The organism is Microbacterium sp. SL75, from assembly GCF_026625865.1.
Taxonomy (GTDB): Bacteria; Actinomycetota; Actinomycetes; order Actinomycetales; family Microbacteriaceae; genus Microbacterium.
Genome location: NZ_CP113067.1, coordinates 2672724 through 2687884 on the forward strand (window position 1 = coordinate 2672724; position 15161 = coordinate 2687884).

At 67.9% G+C, this 15161-nt stretch carries 12 protein-coding genes and 1 riboswitch; of the genes, 11 read left to right on the forward strand and 1 reads right to left on the reverse strand.

Going from position 1 to position 15161, the window contains the following annotated elements; all coding sequences use genetic code 11:
* Positions 1 to 59: 59 nt before the first annotated feature.
* The 5 genes from OVA17_RS12595 (at position 60) to OVA17_RS12615 (ending at position 7038) form a co-directional block, all read left to right on the forward strand.
* Positions 60 to 449 (forward strand): hypothetical protein, encoded by a 390-nt coding sequence (locus OVA17_RS12595; protein WP_267786882.1) that lies wholly within the window; start codon positions 60 to 62, stop codon positions 447 to 449.
* Positions 450 to 509: 60 nt separating this feature from the next.
* A riboswitch (glycine riboswitch) is annotated at positions 510 to 604 on the forward strand.
* Positions 605 to 765: 161 nt separating this feature from the next.
* On the forward strand, positions 766 to 1899 hold the full coding sequence (gene gcvT, locus OVA17_RS12600; RefSeq protein ID WP_267786884.1) for a glycine cleavage system aminomethyltransferase GcvT: 1134 nt from the start codon (positions 766 to 768) through the stop codon (positions 1897 to 1899).
* Complete coding sequence (gene gcvH, locus OVA17_RS12605; protein ID WP_267786886.1) at positions 1896 to 2270, forward strand: glycine cleavage system protein GcvH; 375 nt, start codon at positions 1896 to 1898, stop codon at positions 2268 to 2270. Before gcvT ends, gcvH begins: the two co-directional genes overlap by 4 nt.
* An 89-nt stretch (positions 2271 to 2359) precedes the next feature.
* On the forward strand, positions 2360 to 5146 hold the full coding sequence (gene gcvP, locus OVA17_RS12610; protein WP_420712440.1) for an aminomethyl-transferring glycine dehydrogenase: 2787 nt from the start codon (positions 2360 to 2362) through the stop codon (positions 5144 to 5146).
* A gap of 209 nt (positions 5147 to 5355) precedes the next feature.
* Positions 5356 to 7038: an ABC transporter substrate-binding protein gene (locus OVA17_RS12615; protein ID WP_267786891.1), complete on the forward strand. Its 1683-nt coding sequence runs from the start codon at positions 5356 to 5358 to the stop codon at positions 7036 to 7038.
* A gap of 3 nt (positions 7039 to 7041) precedes the next feature.
* Here the strand turns inward: OVA17_RS12615 and OVA17_RS12620 are convergent, their stop codons facing one another.
* Positions 7042 to 7896, reverse strand: a complete 855-nt coding sequence (locus OVA17_RS12620; RefSeq protein ID WP_267786893.1) for a CPBP family intramembrane glutamic endopeptidase — start codon at positions 7894 to 7896, stop codon at positions 7042 to 7044.
* 164 nt (positions 7897 to 8060) lie between these two features.
* Between OVA17_RS12620 and OVA17_RS12625 the strand changes: the two genes are divergently transcribed.
* The 6 genes from OVA17_RS12625 to OVA17_RS12650 all read left to right on the forward strand — a co-directional run bounded on the left by OVA17_RS12625 (position 8061) and on the right by OVA17_RS12650 (position 15161).
* Complete coding sequence (locus OVA17_RS12625; RefSeq protein WP_267786895.1) at positions 8061 to 9680, forward strand: peptide ABC transporter substrate-binding protein; 1620 nt, start codon at positions 8061 to 8063, stop codon at positions 9678 to 9680.
* 164 nt (positions 9681 to 9844) lie between these two features.
* Positions 9845 to 10774 (forward strand): ABC transporter permease, encoded by a 930-nt coding sequence (locus OVA17_RS12630; RefSeq protein WP_103210912.1) that lies wholly within the window; start codon positions 9845 to 9847, stop codon positions 10772 to 10774.
* A complete protein-coding gene (locus OVA17_RS12635) occupies positions 10764 to 11711 on the forward strand; it encodes an ABC transporter permease (RefSeq protein WP_103210911.1) in 948 nt (315 codons plus the stop codon). Before OVA17_RS12630 ends, OVA17_RS12635 begins: the two co-directional genes overlap by 11 nt.
* Entirely contained in the window at positions 11708 to 13372 is a 1665-nt protein-coding gene (locus OVA17_RS12640; protein WP_103210910.1) for an ABC transporter ATP-binding protein, read from the forward strand. Before OVA17_RS12635 ends, OVA17_RS12640 begins: the two co-directional genes overlap by 4 nt.
* 38 nt (positions 13373 to 13410) lie before the next feature.
* Positions 13411 to 13959 carry a PH domain-containing protein gene (locus tag OVA17_RS12645; RefSeq protein WP_246078222.1) on the forward strand — a complete coding sequence of 183 codons (549 nt, stop codon included), beginning with the start codon at positions 13411 to 13413 and terminating at the stop codon, positions 13957 to 13959.
* 221 nt (positions 13960 to 14180) lie between these two features.
* The gene (locus tag OVA17_RS12650; RefSeq protein ID WP_103210908.1) at positions 14181 to 15161 is read left to right on the forward strand and encodes an ABC transporter permease; all 981 of its coding nucleotides are present in this window, start codon (positions 14181 to 14183) and stop codon (positions 15159 to 15161) included.

Below are 15161 nucleotides of genomic sequence, written 5' to 3' on the forward strand. Positions count from 1 at the left end.
CGCTCGTCCTCATCTCACCGATCACTTTGGCCGGCTGTGCGCAATCGAAGGAAGACAGCATGACTCCCGCTGAGGCCCGTGACGCTCTCGTCTCAACCATCGAAGACAGTGCGGCCCAGCTCAATGTCGCGGGGTGGAACCGCGATCACGCGCCCGAGGTCGGCGATTGCGGCGATCAACAAGGGCAGCGCGTCAATTACTCATATGGCTACGGGGCACCCGCTCCGGACAGTGACCGGGGTGCCGACGCCAAGGTCATCGCCGACTACTGGCGTTCGCTCGGCATGCAGGTGCGCGTCGTCGATACGCCGCTCTACGTCGTGTACGCCTCGGGCGGGACCGTGGCGGGTCTGTCGTTCTCAACGGCCCCCGGCGACTACTACATCGCAGGCACCTCCCTCTGCGTCCCTGGAGACGCCCGAGAATTACGGAAGCAGGACAACGGCTGAACATCTCACGACACTCTCTCAAGCTCCGCTAGGCTGACCCCACAAGTCCACACCGGCCCCATGATCGATGCGGGAGAGCTCCGGCGAATTCAGCCGGGCACCGAAGGAGCAAGCCTCCCCGCCAATCTCTCAGGTACGCGTACCGCGTCGATCGGGCCACTCTGGAAAGAGACCCGGATGCACCGTCCCGGGTCCACCGACGGTGAAAGCCCGCGCTCGTCCTCGACCGCGCGGGTGAAACTCTCAGGTCCATGACAGAGGGGGAGTTCTCCAGGCGTCGTCCGACGTCTGTCCGTCATCGCGAACGGCAGAACTCATGACCGAAACCCCCGCTCCACCGCGCACGTCGCCACTGAACGATCGGCACGAGGCCCTCGGCGCCTCGTTCACCGACTTCGGCGGTTGGAACATGCCCGTGCGCTACACCTCCGACCTCGCCGAACACCGCGCCGTGCGTGAAGCCGCCGGCCTGTTCGACATCTCGCACATGGCCGAGTTCCGCGTCGACGGGGAGGCAGCCGCCGCGTTCCTGGACTACGTGCTCGCCGGGCGTCTCTCGACCATGAAGATCGGCAAGGCGAAGTACTCTCTGGTCCTCGCCGAGAGCGGCGGCATCGTCGACGACGTCATCGTCTACCGCACGGGGGAGCGGAGCTTCCTCGTCATCTCGAACGCGGGAAACCGGGATGCCGTGGCCTCGGCCTTCGACCTCGCCCAGCGCACGTGGATCTCGGCGGCCGACGGCCTCTTCGTCGAAGACGTCACCGACGACTACGCCCTCATCGCCCTCCAGGGTCCCGAGGCGCGCGGCATCCTGAGCTCCACCCCGGGAGTGGAGATCACCGGAACCGCCCTCGACGAGCTCGGCTACTACGCCTGGACCGAGGGGACCTTCGACGGCGTGCCGCTCTTCGTGGCCCGCACCGGCTACACGGGCGAAGACGGTTACGAGCTCATGATCCCCACCGCGAACGCGGCCGCCCTGTGGGACGCCGCGCTCGCCGCGGGCTCCGATCGGGGCCTCGTTCCGTGCGGTCTCGCCGCGCGCGACACACTCCGCCTCGAGGCGGGCATGCCGCTGTACGGCCACGAGCTCTCGCGCGACATCGTGCCCGCGCAGGCGGGTCTCGGGCGCGTCGTCGCCGTCGACAAGGAGTCGTTCGTCGGCAAGGACGGACTGTCGTCCGGCCCCGCCGACGCCCCGGTGCTCGTGGGTCTCGTGTCGGAAGGCCGTCGCGCAGGCCGCGCCGGCTACACCGTGCTGCTCGGCGACGACACCGTCGGAGAAATCACCAGCGGAGCCCTCAGCCCCACTCTCGGCCACCCCGTCGCGATGGCGTTCGTCGCCCCCGCGGCATCCGAACTCGGAACCGAACTGACCATCGACGTGCGCGGAACCCGCATCCCCGCGACCGTCACCGCCCTTCCCTTCTATCGGAGAAACGCATGACCGACCTCACCGCCCTCAGCTACACGTCCGAGCACGAGTGGATCGCCCTCGAGGGCGACATCGCCACCGTCGGCATCACCGACTTCGCCGCCGACAAGCTCGGCGACGTCGTCTTCGTCGAGCTGCCCGGCGCCGATTCGACCGTCTCGGCCGGCGACGTCTGCGGCGAGATCGAGTCGACCAAGTCGGTCGGCGAGCTCTACGCGCCCCTGAGCGGCACCGTCGTCGAGGTGAACGACGCGGTCGTCGACGACCCCTCCCTGGTCAACGCCGAGCCCTTCGACGGAGGCTGGCTCATCAAGATCCGCGTCGACGGCGAGCTCCCCGCCGACCTGCTCGACCGTGCCGCCTACGAGGAGCTCACCGCGTGAGCACTCTTCTTCCTCCGCGCACCGACGCGGGAACGCCCGCGGTGTTCGTCGACCGCCACATCGGTGTCGACGCGGCGGCCCAGGCCCGCATGCTCGAGACCGTCGGCTACGACAGCGTCGAGGCGCTCGTCGAGACCGCGGTCCCGGCATCCATCCACGTCCAGCCCCGCGCGACCAGCTCGATCCCGCCCGCGGCCACCGAGGCCGAGTCGCTCGCAGAACTCCGTGAGCTCGCGACCGCGAACCGCTCGGCCCGCCCCCTGATCGGCCTCGGCTACTACGACACGTTCACCCCCTCGGTGATCGCACGGAACGTGCTCGAGAACCCGTCCTGGTACACGGCCTACACGCCGTACCAGCCCGAGATCTCGCAGGGCCGGCTCGAGGCGCTCATCAACTTCCAGACGATGGTCACCGACCTCACGGGCCTCGCCACGGCGAACGCCTCGATGCTCGACGAGTCCACGGCGGTCGTCGAGGGCATGCTCGTGGCCCGTCGCGCGTCGAAGGCGAAGACTGACCTCTTCCTCGTCGACGTCGACGCCCTGCCGCAGACCAAGGCACTGCTGCACCACCGTGCCGCGGCCGTCGGCATCCGCATCGAAGAGACTTCGTTCGCGGGCGAGCTGCCCGAGGCGTTCGGCGCCTTCGTGCAGTACCCGGGCGCGACAGGACGCGTCTGGGACTTCTCGACCGTCGCTGAGACGATGCACGCGAAGGGCGGTCTCGTCGTCGCCGCGGCCGACCTGCTCGCGCTCACCCTGCTGCGCTCACCGGGCGCGCTCGGCGCCGATGTCGCGGTCGGCACGACCCAGCGCTTCGGTGTGCCGCTCGGCTTCGGCGGACCCCACGCCGGTTACATGGCCGTGCGGGCGGGCCTCGAGCGTCAGCTGCCGGGCCGTCTCGTCGGAGTGTCCCAGGATGCCGTCGGCGCCCCCGCCTACCGCCTCTCGCTGCAGACGCGCGAGCAGCACATCCGCCGCGAGAAGGCGACGTCGAACATCTGCACCGCTCAGGTGCTGCTGGCCGTGATGGCGGCGATGTACGCGGTGTACCACGGTCCCAACGGGCTCCGCGCGATCGCGACGCAGGTCGCGCGCAAGGCCGACGCCCTGGCATCCGCACTCCGCTCTCATGACCTGACGCTCGTGAGCGACGCGTTCTTCGACACGGTGCGCGTGCACGTTCCTGGGCGCGCGCAGGACGTCGTCGACCGCGCGCGCGAGCGTGGTTATCAGCTGCTGTGGGTCGACGACGCGACCGTGGGCGTCTCGGTGGACGAGACGACGACGGATGCCGATATCTCGGTCGTTATGGACGCCTTCGGTCTCTCGGGCGGCGAGCTGCCCGATGGAGTGGCGCTGCGGGGGATCGATGACGCCCTGCACCGCGACGACGAGTTCCTCACGCACCCCGTCTTCCACGCTCATCGCAGCGAGACGGCGATGATGCGGTACCTCAAGACCCTCGCCGATCGCGACTACGCGCTCGATCGCGGCATGATCCCGTTGGGCTCGTGCACGATGAAGCTGAACGCGGCCACCGAGATGGCGGCTGTGTCGTGGCCGGAGTTCTCGCGCGTGCACCCCTTCGCGCCCGAGGCCGACGTACACGGTTACCTCGAGATGATCGACCAGCTCGAGCGTTGGCTCGCCGAGGTCACCGGGTACGACGCGGTGTCGCTGCAGCCGAACGCCGGGTCGCAGGGAGAGCTCGCCGGGCTCCTCGCGATTCGCGGGTACCACCTCGCGAACGGCGACACCGAGCGCACGGTGTGCCTCATCCCGTCGTCGGCCCACGGCACCAACGCCGCTTCCGCGATCCTCGCGGGCATGAAGGTCGTCGTCGTCGCGTGCGACGAGGCCGGCAACGTCGACCTCGGCGACCTGCGGGCCAAGATCGCGCAGCACGCGGCCGAGCTGTCAGCCCTGATGATCACGTACCCCTCGACCCACGGGGTGTACGAGCACGATGTGCTCGAGATCACGCAGGCCGTGCACGATGCCGGCGGACAGGTGTACGTCGACGGCGCCAACCTCAACGCGCTGCTCGGTTTCGCCCGCTTCGGCGACCTGGGCGGCGACGTGTCGCACCTGAACCTGCACAAGACGTTCGCCATCCCTCACGGCGGGGGCGGCCCGGGCGTGGGACCGGTGGCGGCGAAGGCTCACCTCGCGCCCTATCTGCCCTCTCACCCGTTCTCGCAGCGCGCCGACCACGCCGGCGGCACGTTCGACGGCGGTCCGGTTTCGGCTGCCCCGCACGGCTCGGCGGGCATTCTGCCCATCTCATGGGCGTACGTCCGCATGATGGGCGCAGAAGGACTCCGCCAGGCCACAGCCGCGGCGGTGCTCTCGGCGAACTACATCGCCGCACGCCTGCGCGAGCACTACCCGGTGCTGTACGCGGGCGAGGGCGGTCTGGTCGCGCACGAGTGCATCCTCGACCTGCGTCCGCTCAAGGAGCAGACGGGTGTCACGGTCGACGACGTGGCCAAGCGCCTCATCGACTACGGCTTCCACGCGCCCACGATGTCGTTCCCGGTCGCCGGCACCCTGATGGTCGAGCCCACCGAGAGCGAGGACCTCGCCGAGCTGGATCGCTTCGTGGATGCCATGATCGCCATCAAGCACGAGGCCCTCGCCGTCGCGGCTGGCGAGTGGCCCGCCGACGACAACCCCCTCGTGAACGCTCCGCACACGGCGGAGACCGTGGTCGTGGGGGAGTGGGACCACCCGTACTCTCGCGAGACCGCCGTGTACCCCGTCCGCTCGCTGATCCGCGGCAAGTACTGGCCTCCCGTGCGCCGCATCGACCAGGCCTACGGCGACCGCAACCTGGTCTGCTCGTGCCCGCCGCCGGAGGCGTTCGCCTGACCCCTGCCCGTCCCTCGACGAGACGGCATCCCCCCCAACGCTCCTTCCGCACCTCGCGGTGGGGGCTGAACGGGATGCCGTTTCGTCGTTCTAGGGGGACGCGCAGCAGACCGGGGAGATCCTCAGGAGGCGTTTAGTAAAGTGCCCCTGTGCACCACGGGCTGAACGACGTTCCTCGACCGAATCCACGCCGTGGCGGCCCGGGACGGGTGATCGCCCTCCTCGTCGCCGCTGGTCTCGCGCTGGCCGGTTGCTCGGCCACCGACCCGGCGCCTGAGCCGGCGAAAGAACAGCGCACGAGCCTGACCGTCGGCGTCGTCGGCTCCCTCACCAGCTTCAACGCCGCCAGCGCCACCGGCGACACCGCTGCCAATCGGGCGGTGTCGGCCCTTCTCGACGAGAAGCTGGGCTCCCTCGACGGCAACCTGCAGGTCGTGCCGAACAACGGGCTCGGACGCATCACCCGCGTCGACGGTGACCCGCTCACCGTCAGTTACGAGCTGTTCTCCGACCGGGTCTGGTCGGACGGCACCCCGGTGACCCTCGACGACCTGCTGTTCGGGTGGGCCGTCACCTCGCACTTCTTCGACGACGCCACCTACGACGCCAACGGGCAGCTGGTCTCGGGCACGCGCTACTTCGACACCGCTCTGCCGGCCGACCCGAACGCTCGGACGACGCGGCCCCGCCTCGATCGGGCGAACGACACGCTCATACTCACGTACGACCAGCCTTTCGCGGACTGGAACAGGCAGTGGCTGCTCGACCGGCCCGTGCACGTCGTCGCGCAGCGAGCGGGTGTGAGCGTGAAGGATCTGCTCACCGCCATCCTCACCGTGCCCGAGGGCGATCCGAAGGCGCCGGTTGCGCCGAACCCCGTGCTGGCCGCCGCCGCGCAGGCGTGGAACACCGGTTTCGACGTCGCACCGGGGACCACCCCCGATCCCGCCGGTGTCGTGTCCTCGGGCCCGTGGACCGTCTCCGAGATCACGGCCGACACCCTGCAGCTCGCTCGACGCGACAGCTACCAGGGCGCGCATTTCCCGGGCCTCGAAGGCCTCACCGTCCGGTTCTTCCCGGATCGGGCGGCGCAGTTGTCGGCGCTCGAAGCGGGCACGGTGGATGTGGCCAATGTCGGCGATCTCGACGTCGCCGAACACAAGACCCTGACCGACGCCGGACTCAACGTGCAGGTGGGGCCCACGTCCGAGACGCTGCAACTGCGGTTCGCCACGACGACGGCTTCCGACCTCCGGCAGGCGACGACTCTGTCGCTCGACCGTTCGTCCCTCGTCCAGGACGTCCTCGGTGCTGTCCGCCCCGACGCGCAGCCCCTGCAGTCCTTCCTCTCCTCACCGGCGACCGGCCAGCTCTACAACGACCTCGTGTCGGGGAACGGGGCACCCGGGACCGGGGCCGACGTGAACGCCGCCCGCTCCGCCCTCGGCGACCGAGCGGCCGTGCTCCGCGTCGCCTACGACACCACCGACGCGACGGCGGCGCTGGTCTTCCCCCGCCTCGTGTCGATGGCCGCCAAGGCCGGGATCGCCGTCCGCGCGGCGACGGCGACGGAGGTCCCGGATGCCACCCTCACCTGGGTCGGCGAGGATGAGAGCCTCTACCGCTCGGCACGCGACCGCATCGCCGAGGGCATCGACGGAGGCGACACCGAGGAGCTTTTCGACGACCTCACCACGCACACCGATCCCGTCGACGTGCTGTCGGAGGCGAAGCTCATCGACCGCTCGCTGTTCGCCGCCTACGCGGGAGTGCCGCTGCTCGAGCGGACGGGCGCCGTGGTCAACGCCGCGGGTGTGGAGGGAGTGACCTACACCTCCGAGCCCAACGGGCTGCCACCGGCGTTCTGGACGTGGTCGCCGCCTCAGTCCTGATTCTCAGGAGCTCGGAGACGGCGCGGGGGTGGGAGCGAAGATCCCGGGCCACCACGCTGCCGCGAGGGGGTATCCCACGAAGGCGACGATGTCGATGATCGTGTGCGCGATGACGAGGGGCATCACGCGCCCCCACCGCTTGTAGCACCAGCCGAAGACCAGTCCCATGACCACGTTGCCGAGCGCCGAGGGCCATCCTTGGTACAGGTGGTAACTGCCACGCAGCAGGGCCGTGGACGCGATGATCCACGTCCACGACCAGCCGAGACGTCGCAGGCGGTCGAAGAGGAACCCCAGGAAGATGACCTCTTCGGTGAGACCGGCGCGCAACGCCGCAAGGATGAGCAGCGCGATGACCCACCACGACGAGTCCAGGGGAGCGGGGATCACCGCGATGCTCTGGCCGAGTGCGCGGCCGATGGCGTACACGCCGATTCCCGGGGCGCCGATCAAGATCACCAGCAGGATCCCTCGGGCGGTGTCACCGCCGAAACGGCGGAAATCGAGGCCGATGCGGCGCAGCGCGTTGTTCGCCGGCTCCCACAGCAGGTAGACGGCGAGGGCCACCAGGGCCAGCGAGAAGAAGATGTCGAGGAACTGATAGATCGCGTCCCACAGCGGCTCGGCACTGCGCGAGGGATTCAGCTGCGTCTGCTGCTGCGAGATCGGAGCGCGCGTCGCCGCACGCACGAAGGAGACGACCGAGTAGATCGCGGACTGACCGACGCTGACGAGCAGCACGATGGCGATCTCCCACCCGAGCCGGCGTCGTCGGTAGGAGTCCGTGCGCTCGATGGCCGGAGGATACGTCCAGTCCGCGGCACCGCGTGACCGGCCCGGCTTGTCAGATTGCTCCATGGAGAGCCTCTCGAGTAAATGCTGTGTAACGTTTTTCAGAGGAGTTTGGGGCACCTGGGTAAACGTGCCTAGTGTGTTCTCATCCTGCCCGACGGATCTTTCACGCGCCTTGTGCTGCGCGAAAGCCCTGCATGGGCGACGATCATCCCTTCCCTGGAGGAACTGTGAAGCGCAACAAGATTGCCCTCTCCGGCCTCGCCCTGCTGGGAGCTGTCGGGCTTATGCTCGCCGGCTGCTCGGGCGGCGGAGACAACGGCGGCGGCTCGTCATCGGGCGGCGACGCCACGGCGATCATTCGGACGAACGGCTCCGAGCCGCAGAACCCGCTGATCCCCACCAACACCAACGAGGTCGGTGGAGGAAAGATCCTCGACTCGATCTTCGCGGGTCTGGTCTACTACGACGGAACCGGCGCCCCGGTCAACGACATGGCAGAGTCCATCGTCACCAACGACCCCCAGAACCTCACGGTGACCCTGAAGAAGGGCCAGAAGTTCACGGACGGCACCGAGGTCAAGGCCGACAACTTCATCAAGGCGTGGAACTACGGCGCTCAGCTGTCGAACAACCAGGTCAGCAGCTCGTTCTTCGAGGACATCGTGGGCTTCAGCTACGACGCTGACTCCGAGCTCACGGGTCTGCAGAAGGTCGACGACTACACCTTCACGATCGCACTGTCGAAGCCGGCCGCCGACTTCGCGCTGCGCCTGGGCTACTCGGCGTTCTTCCCGCTGCCCGACGTCGCGTTCAACGACATGGCCGCTTTCGGTGAGAACCCGATCGGCAACGGCCCCTACAAGCTCAAGGGCGAGGGTGCCTGGCAGCACAACGTGCAGATCGACCTCGTCAAGAACGACGACTACCAGGGCGGTCGCACGGTCGAGAACGGTGGTCTCTCGATCATCTTCTACGCCACCCAGGATGCCGCGTACGCCGACCTGCTCGGTGGCAACGTCGACGTGATCGACGGCGTTCCCTCGTCGTCGCTGGCCACGTTCCAGTCCGACCTGGGCGACCGCGCGGTCAACCAGCCGGCGGCGATCTTCCAGTCGTTCACGATCCCCGAGCGTCTCGCGCACTTCAGCGGCGAAGAGGGCCAGCTCCGTCGCCAGGCCATCTCGATGGCCATCAACCGCGACGAGATCACCAAGACGATCTTCCAGGGCTCGCGCACCCCGGCCAGCGACTTCACCTCGCCGGTCATCGCGGGCTGGTCGGACTCGCTGTCGGGCTCCGACGTGCTGAAGTTCGACGCGGACAAGGCGAAGCAGCTGTGGGCCCAGGCCGACGCCATCTCGCCCTGGACCGGCTCGCTCCAGATCGCCTACAACGCCGACGGCGGACACCAGTCCTGGGTCGACGCGGTGACGAACTCGCTGAAGAACACCCTCGGCATCGACTCCTCCGGTGCGCCCTACCCGACGTTCAAGGAACTGCGCTCGGCGGTCACCAACCGCAGCATCGAGACCACCTTCCGTTCGGGCTGGCAGGCCGACTACCCCGGTGCGTACAACTTCCTCGCACCGCTGTACGCCACGGGTGCCTCGTCGAACGACGGTGACTACTCGAACCCCGAGTTCGACGCGCAGATCACGGCCGGCATCGCCGAGACCGACCTCGAGGCGCAGAACGCCGACTTCGCGAAGGCTCAGGAGATCCTGCTGAAGGACCTCCCGGCCATCCCGCTCTGGTACTCCAACGTCACCGGCGGCTACGCCGAGGGCGTCAACAACGTCCAGTTCGGGTGGAACTCGGTTCCGCTGTACTACGAGATCACGAAGTAACCCTTCCGATCTCACCCGCGAGGCGGTGACGGATTCGTCACCGCCTCGCGGTCTGCCAGCCAGGCCTCATCACGACGTGTGATAAAACGGCACGGGCCCTTTCGTGGCCCACGCCCCCCTAAAAACGTCGGATGAGGCGTTTCCCACGTTCGAAAAGAGAGCGGATGCTCGGCTACATCCTCAGACGTCTGCTGCAGGTCCTCCCCGTGTTCTTCGGGGCCACCCTGCTGATCTACTTCATGGTCTTCGCCATGCCGGGGGACCCGATCCTCGGCCTCTTCGGCGACAAGACCCCCGCGCCCCAGGTCGTCGAAGCCCTGCGCGCGCAGTACCACCTCGACCAGCCCTTCATCGTCCAGTACTTCCTGTACATCGGCGGGATCTTCCGCGGCGACCTCGGCACCACCTTCTCGGGCCAGTCCGTCAACGAGGTGCTTGCGCGCACGCTCCCCGTGACCGGTCGCCTCGCGGTGATGGCCCTGGCCATCGAGCTCGTCCTGGCCGTCGTGGTCGGCACCATCTCGGCGATCCGCAAGGGCAAGCTGTTCGACAACGTGGCGCTCATCGTCGCCCTGTTGTTCGTCGCCCTGCCGATCTTCGTGGCGTGCTTCCTCGCCCAGTACTTCCTGGCGATCCAGCTCGGCTGGTTCAAACCCACGGTGGGTGCCCAGAACAACTGGGGCGATCTGTGGTTGCCGGCCATCGTGTTGGGCTTCAGCCTCTTCGCCACGAGCATGCGCCTGATGCGCGGCTCGGTCATCGACACGCTGAACCAGGACTGGGTGCGTACCGCCTACAGCAAGGGCTTGTCGCGTCGCCGCGTCATCCCCGTGCACGTGCTGCGCAACTCTCTCATCCCGGTCATCACGAACTCCGCGACGAACTTCGGGGTGCTCCTCGTCGGCGCCACCGTCACCGAGGGCATCTTCAACATCCCCGGTGTCGGCAACACGCTGTACCAGGCCACCATCCGCGGCGAGGGACCCACGGTCGTTTCGTTCGTGACCGTCTTCGTCATCATCTACGTGCTGGTCAACCTCGTCGTCGACCTCCTGTACGGCCTCCTGGACCCGAGGATCCGCTATGTCAAGTAGTCAGTTCCCGGCGCCGCACTATGTCGCGCCGATCAAGACCGAGACCATCTCGGTCGACGCCGTTCGCGTCGCCGCCCGTAAGAGCAACCTCTGGCTCGACGCGTGGCGCGACCTCCGTCGCCGCCCCACGTTCTGGATCGCGCTGGCCGTCATGGCCGTCGTCATCCTGATGGCCGTGTGGCCGACGCTGTTCACCCAGGTGCCGCCTAACAACGACTGCCAGCTGTCCAACAGCAACGCCGGTCCCGCCTCGGGCCACATCCTGGGCTTCACGTTCCAGGGGTGCGACACCTTCTCCCGCATCGTGTGGGGAGCGCGTACGTCGCTGTCGGTCGGTCTGCTCGCAACCGCGATCGGCACGATCATCGGCCTGATCATGGGTGCGTTGTCGGGCTTCTACGGCGGATGGCTCGACGCGGTCATCTCGCGCGTCGGCGACATCTTCTTCTCGATTCCCTACATCCTCGCGGCCATCGTCGTGATGAGCGTGTTCTCGCAGTACCGCAACGTCGTCACCCTGGCGTTCGCGATCGGCGGGTTCGCGTGGGCGTCGACGGCGCGCGTGGTGCGCGCCGAGGTACTGCGCGTGCGTCAGGCCGACTACGTCGCGGCCTCGCAGGCGCTCGGTCAGACGCGTTTCCGCACGCTGCTGACGCACGTCATCCCGAACGCGATCGCCCCTCTGCTCGTGGTCACCACGATCAGCCTCGCGGCGGCCATCGTCGCGGAGGCGACGCTGTCGTTCCTCGGTGTCGGCCTGGGCGGCGACACCATGTCGTGGGGTAACGACATCAGTCAGGCGCAGCAGTCCTTGCGTATCGCGCCGCTGGCCCTGATCTGGCCGTCTGTCGCCCTGACGGTCACGGTGCTGGCCTTCATCCTGCTGGGCGAGCTCATCCGAGACGCCATCGACCCGAGAGCGAGGGCCCGCCGATGAGCGACGCCACCATGACGCCGCTGCTGTCCGTGCGCGACCTGAAGGTCGCGTTCGAGGGAGAAGGCGGTACGCGCGAGGTCCTGCACGGAGTCAGCCTCGACGTGTATCCCGGTCAGACCGTCGCCATCGTGGGTGAGTCCGGTTCGGGCAAGTCGACGACCGCGTCTGCGGTCATCGGTCTGCTCCCCGGCACCGGACACGTCACCGCCGGCAGCATCACCCTCGACGGGCGCGAGCTGACCGACCTCAGCCAGACGCAGTTCGAGTCGGTACGCGGCAGGGACATCGGCTACGTCCCGCAGGACCCGATGTCGAACCTGAACCCCGTGTGGAGCATCGGCTTCCAGGTCAAGGAGGCGATCCGCGCGAACGGCATAGCCACCGGCCGCAAAGAGGTCGAGCAGCGCGCGATCGAGGTGCTGAAGCAGGCCGGTCTCGCCGACGCCGAGCGTCGACTGCACCAGTACCCGCACCAGTTCTCGGGCGGTATGCGCCAGCGCGCGCTCATCGGTATCGGCCTCGCGGCTGACCCGAAGCTGCTGATCGCCGACGAGCCGACCTCGGCTCTCGACGTCACCGTGCAGCGCGTCATCCTCGACCACATGGCATCCCTCACTCGGGAGCGGGGCACCTCGGTGCTGCTCATCACGCACGACCTGGGGCTCGCCGCGGAGCGCGCCGACACGATCGTCGTGATGAACCAGGGCGAGATCGTCGAGTCGGGTCCCAGCCGCGAGATCCTCGAGAACCCGCAGCACCCGTACACGCAGCGACTGGTGGCGGCCGCCCCCAGCATCGCTTCGCAGCGCATCCAGGCGAAGGTGGAGGACCGCGGCATCCTGCGCGAGTCCGACATCGACGCTCCCGCGACGGTCAAGGTCACCGACCTCGTCAAGGAGTACAAGATCCGCCAGGGCGGGTTCCGCAGCGAGCAGTTCCGCGCCGTCGACGGGGTCTCGTTCGAGATCCCGCGTGGCAAGACGCTCGCCCTCGTCGGCGAGTCGGGCTCCGGCAAGTCGACGATCGCGAAGATGGTGCTCAAGCTCGAGGAACCCACCTCGGGCTCGATCGAGGTCGACGGCGTCAACACCGGCAAGCTGAACGCGAAGGACACCTTCAACCTCCGCCGCCGCATGCAGCCGGTCTTCCAGGATCCGTACGGCTCGCTCGACCCGCTCCGCAGCATCGGCAACCTGATCGCGGAGCCGCTCAACATCCACAAGGTGGGTGACGGTGCCTCGCGCCGCGCCCGTGTGGAAGAGCTGCTCGAGCAGGTCGCTCTGCCGCAGGAGCTGGCATCCCGCTATCCGAACGAGCTGTCCGGCGGACAGCGTCAGCGCGTCGCCATCGCGCGTGCGCTCGCGCTCAAGCCCGACATCCTCGTGCTCGACGAGGCCGTCTCGGCTCTCGACGTGCTCGTGCAGGCGCAGATCCTCCAGCTGCTGGCGGAGCTGCAGTCCGAGCTGGGGCTGACGTACCTGTTCATCACGCACGACCTCGCCGTCGTCCGCGTCGCCGCCGACCTGGTGTGCGTCATGGAGCGCGGCAAGCTCGTGGAGCAGGGCACGGTCGACGAGATCTTCGCCCAGCCGTCGCAGGAGTACACGCAGCGCCTGCTCGACGCCATTCCCGGCGCCTCGCTCTCACTGGGCGGCGCGTGACACGCGACGAGCGCTTTCGGGGCGCGGAGCACCCACGGGTGTTCCGCGCCCCGTCGTCGATCGTGGGCCTGATCGTCGGCGCGGTGCTCGCGGTCGTGCTCTTGGGGGATGCCGCGCTCCGCGCCGGCGTCGGCGAGATGCTCCTGCTGGCGCCGTGGGTGCTGTTGGCGCTGTGGGCCGTCTACGCCCTGCTCTTCGCCCCTCACGTGCGCATCGATGCCGATGGCATCCGCATCCACAATCCGCTGCGCGTCGTCGACGTCGCCTGGGCGCGTGTCGCCGATATCGACATGCGCTGGCAGCTCGAGATCCGTACCGACGAGCCGCGCGTCGTGAAGGCGTTCGGCGGCCCCGTCGCGGGGCGTCCCGGCCGACCGCCGCTGCGTCGCGACGACTCACGGGGTCGTCGCGAGCCTCCCGCGATCCGTGATCTGCAGCTCATTCAGGAGGCGTGGGAGACCGCGCGCCGCACTGCCTCGAAGAGCGGTGTCGTGCGCCGCTCGTGGGACATTCCCTCGGTCATTTCCCTGCTGGTTCTGATCTGCTGGGTTATCATCGCTTTGTTCATCTCAGGCGGTCTCGGCTGAGCGCGATGCTGCGCTCGATGGAGACCGTGGTGACAAAGCGCCATGTAAGAGCTTTGTTACGGTCGTGAAAAGTGTGTTCCCCCGGCACGCGTTTCATGGGAAGCCGACGTAGGGTCGCTGAAGATCCTTAGCCAGGCAAACGAATAGGCGGGGATCTCGAAGGCGAGAGGACCACCCATGATGCTGACCCCCGATGTGTTCCGGACGGGCTCGCGCACCTCATGACGCTGTACGTTCTACGACGGTTCGTGAACTACGCCGTCCTGAGCCTGCTGGCGACGTGCCTGGCGTACGTGCTCGGTAGTGCTCTGCTGCGACCCCAGGACCGCTTCTACGGTATGAACCCGCGTCCCCCTCAGGAGTCGATCGTCGCGAGCCTGGATGCTCTCGGCGCCAACCCCGACGTGCCGATCCTCGTGCGGTTGTGGAACTGGCTCGTGAACCTGTTCACGAAGTTCTCGCTCGGCAACACGATCGGCGGCCAGGACGTCATGACCGAGATCGCGACGCGCGCCGGAACCAGCCTTCGTCTTCTGCTGATCGGATCGCTGATCGGTGCCGTCGTCGGTGTCCTCATCGGCGTGTGGGGAGCGGTGCGCCAGTACCGTGCCACCGATCAGGTGACGACCTATGCCTCGTACCTCGTCTTCGCGACGCCGACCTTCGTCATCGGCGTTCTCCTGATGATCGGTGCGACCAACCTCAACAACGCCGCGGGCACTCAGCTCATCCGCTTCACGGGGGAGTACACCGCGGGGGTCGAGGGGTTCTGGCCGATGGTCGCCGACCGCGCGGTGCACCTGTTGCTGCCGACCCTCGCGCTGGTGCTCATCAGCGCCGCGTCGTACTCGCGGTACCAGCGCAGCATGATGCTCGACGTGCTTGGGGCCGACTACATCCGCACGGCCCGCGCGAAGGGATTGCCGCGCACCCAGGCGCTCTTCCGCCACGGGGTGCGCATCGCGCTCATCCCGATGTCCACCTTCTTCGCCTACAGCTTCGGCACCCTGATCGCCGGTTCCACCATGCTCGAGATCGTCTTCTCGTGGCGAGGCATGGGGCAGTTCCAGCTCAACGCCGTCACCCAGCAGGACATCAACGCCGTGGCGGGTTCGACCCTGTTCGTCGCCGTGCTGGTGCTGCTGTCGTCGACTCTGTCCGAGGTGCTCTACGCCGCACTCGACCCGAGAGTGAGGAGCTGA